This window comes from Variovorax sp. 01T439_2, assembly GCF_056398445.1.
This window is the reverse complement of the sequence record NZ_JBFTPJ010000397.1, coordinates 1-5,009: the sequence shown is the minus strand read 5'-3', so window position 1 is coordinate 5,009 and position 5,009 is coordinate 1. Positions and strand designations below refer to the sequence as shown.

The window sequence follows — 5,009 nt, the reverse complement described above, 5'->3', positions numbered from 1 at the left end:
CCTCATGGCCTCCCTCATGGCTTCGACCGCGGCTTCGTCGGCTTCGACCGCGGCTTCGTCGGCTTCGGCCGCCGGCGGGCCGAGTGCGGCAATGCGCCGGCGCAGCGCGCGGCGGCGCGCACCGCGGCCCGCGTCGCGGACCGCGGCGTACAGCAGCGCAAAGCCGGCCAGGCACAGCGCGAGCAGGAGCCAGAAGAAATGGGCAGGCAACAACGCGGCGGGCATGCTGCGGCTTTCAACGTGCAGTGGTCTCGAGGAACTCGAAATCGGCAAGCAGCCGCTCGTTGCCCTTGTTGGCCGCGAGCACCTCGCGCAGCCGCAGCAGGTAGGCCGATGCGAGTTCGTAGGGCGGCCGGTCGGCCGCGCCGTCGAGCGGGGTGGGGGACGAGAGCGCCGTGACCAGCACGGTGCCGAAGGGCGGGCCCACCAGCCAGCTCGCCGGGATGTCGCGGCCCAGCTCCAGCTTCTCGCCGGCGCGCAGCCGCATCGGCTGGCCGGTGTTCAGGTGCATGACCGAACCGTCGGCGGTGTAGTAGTCGACCCACAGGTAGCTGTCGTGCCGGGGCGCGGCCACCTGCATGCGTACGTCGTCTCCTTCGCGCAGCCGGCCGTTGCGGGCCGTCACGGCCGTCACGTCCAGTCCGAGGGCCTTCTCGCGGTTGCGCAGCTGGTAGGGCTTCAGGATGGCGAATACCTCGCAGTGGGGCCACACGCGCAGCCTGACGTCGAAGGTGGGCGAGCCGCCATCGGGCAGCAGGCCGGCCACCTCGCGCTCCACCCGCTCGAGGTCGGCCGGCAGCGAGACGAAGCCGCTCACGTGCAGCCTGCCGCCCTTGTCGGCCGAAGCCGAGAGATCGGCGCATGCATAGCCTTGAAGATGCTGCTCGATGCGCTGCGCCGGTCCCGGCTCGCCCGCGTGCAGCCCGGCCGGCCACTGCCACCACAGCAGATAGAGCAGCGGCAGCAGCAGCGCGAGCGCCCCGAGCGCGCGCAGCAGGCTGCGGTCGCGGCGGTGCAGGTCGTGCGGGCCCGGCGGATCCGCCACGCCATAGGGCTGCGGCGTGATGCGGTCCTGCACCAGGCTGCCGAGCGCCAGGGGCCTGCGCCGCAGCTGGTGGCCGTGCAGCTCCTTCAGCTTGCCGAGCTCGCCGCGGTCGTCGCTCTCGAAGTAGTACTGGCCCTTGAAGCCGTGCACCAGCGCATGCCAGTAGACCTCGCGCAGCTCGTCGTCCTCGGCGCCCAGCGCCGACAGGTGGTGGAAGAACTCGCTGTGGGCGTTGTTCGAGTTGAACAGCTGCACCTGCAGCGGCGCCGCGCCCGCGGCCGCACCGGGATGGCGCGCCAGGATCTCGTCGATCCAGGCCACCATCGCAAAGACCGCCGATTCGACCTGCGCGGCGGGCTGGCCCGATGCGCAGGCGCGCGCCGCGTCGAGCAGCCGGCGCGCCTGTTGCTGCGCGGCAGCGTGCGAGGGCGGCGCGGCGCGGCCGGCCGCGATCGATGCGTCGAGGGCGAGGCCGAAGGAGACGAATGCGGAAAAACAGTCGAGCAGCCGGAGCATGGATGACCGCGTCCGCTCACCGCGCCTGCATTGCGGAGGATGCCTTGCACCGGCGTCTGCTGCGATGGCACATCCCCATGTCCCCGGTTCCTTCGAGTAAGGATTCCATCTTCCGAACGCCGGGCGGCGGGCGCCATATCGCTTGGGGACTATGCCGTTCGTCGGGCAAACCGGCTTGCTGTGCGGGGCAATCGCCGGTATCTTCGGCATCCGCTGAGTTCAATGCACGCACGCTGGGACACCCGGGACACTAGGACATGCCATGAAAATTCTGATCGCCGACGACCACCGGCTCGTCATCGAGGCGGTCAAGGCCAAGTTGTCGGAGCTGGGGCCCGGCATCGAGTTCGTCCTGGCGATGAGCGTCGACGAATTGCTTGCCGGCGCCACCGACGAGCTCGACCTGGCCCTGATCGACCTCAACATGCCCGGCGCCGACGGCCAGGCGCACATCGACGAAATCCGCCGCCGCCATCCGGCCGTGCCGGTCATCGTGCTCTCGGGCTACGAAGACCCGGCCATCATGCGCAGCGCGCTCGAGCGCGGCGTGCTCGGCTTCATTCCCAAGGCCTATTCGCCCGAGGTCATGCTGTCGGCCGTGCGGCTGGTGCTGGCCGGCGGCGTGTACGTGCCGCCCATGATGCTCACGGCGCTGCCGCCCGGCATCGTGGCCGGCGTGGCGCCCACGCAGAACGGCGATGCGCGCTCCGCAGGCGCTTCTTCGCAGACGCTCGAGCACCTGCGCAGCGTGCTCACCGAGCGCCAGGTCGAGGTGCTGCAGCTGCTCTCGCAGGGCAAGCCCAACAAGCTCATCGGCCGCAGCCTGGGCATCAGCGAGGGCACGGTCAAGATCCACCTGGCGGCCATCTTCCGCGCGCTCAACGTGCGCAACCGCACCGAGGCCGTGGTGGCCGCGCAGGCGCTGACCGAGGCGCAGCAGGCCTGAGCCTGAGCTCAGGCTGCAGCGCGCAGCCCGGCGCCGGCCGGTTCCTCCTCCTGCGCATCGGCTCGGCCGGCCGCCGCCGCCTTCTTTCTCTCCTCGATCGCTTCGGCAAGAAACTCCGCATCGCGCGCCACGCCCGAGAAGCGGCCCGATCCCCAGGTGTGCAGCCACGGCAGCCCCAGGAAATAGAGTCCCGGCACGCCCGTCACGCCGCGCTGGTGCACCGGCGCGCCGCGGCCGTTGAACACCGGCGCATCCACCCAATCGAAGTCGGGCGAGAAGCCGATGCACCAGAGCACGCTCGCAATGCCCGCCTCGGCAAGGCTCAGGCGCGTGCGCTCCTCGGGCGGCTCCCACATCGGCGTGTAGACCGAGGGCGGCGGCGCCTCGATGCCCCGGGAGGCAATGAACTTGTCGATCGACGCGTTGATGCGGTTGTAGGTGGCGTCGGCGCTGTCCAGGTGCTCGCGCAGGTTGGGCTGGAACTCCAGCGTGCCGTCGCCGCCCAGGCCGGTCAGCAGGCCGTACAGCTCCATGCCTTCGAGCGCGAAGCGCCGCAGGTCGATGTCGCGGCCGCCGTCGCGGCCGGTCACATAGTGGTTGGTGTTGTCGCGCACCCCCTCGCGCAGCGGATGCTCGGTCACGGGCATGTCGTAGTACTTCATGTCGGCGAGCCAGTCGACCACTTCGCGGCCGCGGTAGAAGCGGGCGCAGCGCGGCGCATCGCCGGTGGCAAGGTACACCTTGCGCCCGGCCAGGTGCAGGTCCTCGGCGATCTGCGAACCCGACTGGCCGCAACCCACCACCAGCACCGCGCCCTCGGGCAACTGCGCCGGGTTGCGGTACTGCGCCGAGTGGTACTGCACCACGTGCGGCGGCAGCTTCTCGGCCAGGCGCGGCACGATCGGGCGGTGGTAGCCGCCGGAGGCCACCACCACCTGGTCGGCGGTGTAGAGGCCGGCGTCGGTCTGCACCATGAAGCGGTCGCGCTCGCCCGTGCCTGGCACGCGCGCCACGCGCTCGACGGTCACGCCCTCGATGGCCGGCGCCTTCACCTGCGCGACGAAGCCCGCGAGCCATTCGTTGATCTGGTCCTTGACCATKAAGCCGTGCGGATCGTCGCCGTGGTAGGCCCAGCCCGGCAGCTGGCACTGCCAGTTGGGCGTGACCAGGCAGAACGAATCCCAGCGCTGCGTGCGCCAGCTGTGCACCAGGCTGCGCTTCTCGATCACGAGGTGGTCGATGCCGCGCTGCTGCAGGCAGTGGCTCAGCGACAGGCCGGCCTGGCCGCCGCCGACGACGATGACGCTGTAGTGGCTGCGTCCGCCAAATGGATAGGACATGGGGTCTTCTTTCTTTCTCTCTGGATGCGGGGGGCGTCAATCGAAGGCGACGACGGTGACTTGGGCATCGTCGGCGCCGGTGAAGCGGGCGGCGATGCGCTCGATCTCGGCGAGCTGGTCCATGGCCTGCGAGCACGCGAAGCCGTACTTGGCGCGCACGCGTTCGGAGGCGATGCCCAAGGCCTCGCGCGAGCGCTGCAGGAAGTCTTCGAGCGCATAGCGCTCGCCGGGCGCGAAGAAATCCTGCACCACGGAAGAGGGCGAGTAGCAGCGCGTTTCGCTGGCGTCGGGCCAGCGCACCTGGAAGTGCATCACGGGCATGCGAGCGCCTCCTGCGGCGGCTGGATGAAAGCATCGCGGCCGAAGTCCCACAGCAGGGCCTCGTCGCCGCCGGCCTGCAGCCGCACCTGCCGCGTCGCATCGACCTCGCCGACCACCGCGCAGGCGATGTCGCGCGCGGCGAAGCGGCCGAGCACCGGCGCAACCTGCGAAGGCGCCACGCTGAGCACGAATCCGTAGCTCGGAAAAGAAGAAAGCCAGCGCAGCAGCGGCACGCCGCCGGGCCTGGGCAGTGCATCGAGGTCGATGCGCGCGCCCACGCCCGAGCACTCCAGCAGCATCATCGCGGTGCCGACCGCGCCGGCCATGCTGATGTCCTTCGCGGCGCGGCACAGGCCCTCTTCCGCAATGGAGGGCAGCAGTTCGAGGTCCGCGCGTAGCCGCGCGGCCGGCGCCGTGGTCGACGCGTTCCAGTAGGGAAAGGGCTCCTCGTAGGCGCCGCGCAGGTCGGCCGCCATCACCAGCAGGTCGCCGGGCCTGGCGTCGAAGCTGGTGAGCAGCTTGCGTGCGTGGCCGAGGATCGCGACTGCGAGCTGCGGCCGCTCGCTGCGGTTGTTGCTGTGGCCGCCCACCACCGGCACGCCGTAGCGCACCGAGGCTTCCGCCATGCCGCGCAGCACCTCGTCGGCCGGGTGCATGCCGGTGCTCCACAGCGCATCGACCACGGCCGTGGGGCGGCCGCCCATCGCATAGATGTCGCTCACGTTGACCATCACGCCGCAGTAGCCCGCGAACCACGGCATGCGCACGATGAAGTCTTCCACCATGCCTTCGATCGCGAACAGCAGGTAGCCGCCGTGGCCGTCGGGGATGGCCGCACAGT

At 70.5% G+C, this 5,009-nt stretch carries 5 protein-coding genes and 1 pseudogene; 1 reads left to right on the top strand and 5 read right to left on the bottom strand.

The window, feature by feature from the left end:
* Both AC1DOC_RS18630 and AC1DOC_RS18625 read right to left on the bottom strand, forming a co-directional pair.
* Nucleotides 1–225, bottom strand: a pseudogene (locus tag AC1DOC_RS18630) (hypothetical protein); the annotation flags it as partial.
* A gap of 10 nt (nt 226–235) precedes the next feature.
* On the bottom strand, nt 236–1,561 hold the full coding sequence (locus AC1DOC_RS18625; RefSeq protein ID WP_026283929.1) for a DotU family type IV/VI secretion system protein: 1,326 nt from the start codon (nt 1,559–1,561) through the stop codon (nt 236–238).
* Nucleotides 1,562–1,823: 262 nt separating this feature from the next.
* Between AC1DOC_RS18625 and AC1DOC_RS18620 the strand changes: the two genes are divergently transcribed.
* On the top strand, nt 1,824–2,507 hold the full coding sequence (locus tag AC1DOC_RS18620) for a LuxR C-terminal-related transcriptional regulator (RefSeq protein WP_012745718.1): 684 nt from the start codon (nt 1,824–1,826) through the stop codon (nt 2,505–2,507).
* An 8-nt stretch (nt 2,508–2,515) separates the two neighbouring features.
* Here the strand turns inward: AC1DOC_RS18620 and AC1DOC_RS18615 are convergent, their stop codons facing one another.
* From AC1DOC_RS18615 to AC1DOC_RS18605, 3 genes are all read right to left on the bottom strand, one after another.
* Nucleotides 2,516–3,847, bottom strand: coding sequence for an MSMEG_0569 family flavin-dependent oxidoreductase (locus AC1DOC_RS18615; RefSeq protein WP_478130247.1), 1,332 nt, complete (start codon nt 3,845–3,847; stop codon nt 2,516–2,518).
* A 36-nt stretch (nt 3,848–3,883) separates the two neighbouring features.
* Nucleotides 3,884–4,168 carry an MSMEG_0570 family nitrogen starvation response protein gene (locus AC1DOC_RS18610; protein WP_062363556.1) on the bottom strand — a complete coding sequence of 95 codons (285 nt, stop codon included), beginning with the start codon at nt 4,166–4,168 and terminating at the stop codon, nt 3,884–3,886.
* Nucleotides 4,159–5,009, bottom strand: an 851-nt coding sequence (locus AC1DOC_RS18605) for a sll0787 family AIR synthase-like protein (protein ID WP_478130246.1), incomplete at its 5' end; no start/stop codon positions are given. The genes AC1DOC_RS18610 and AC1DOC_RS18605, both read right to left, overlap by 10 nt.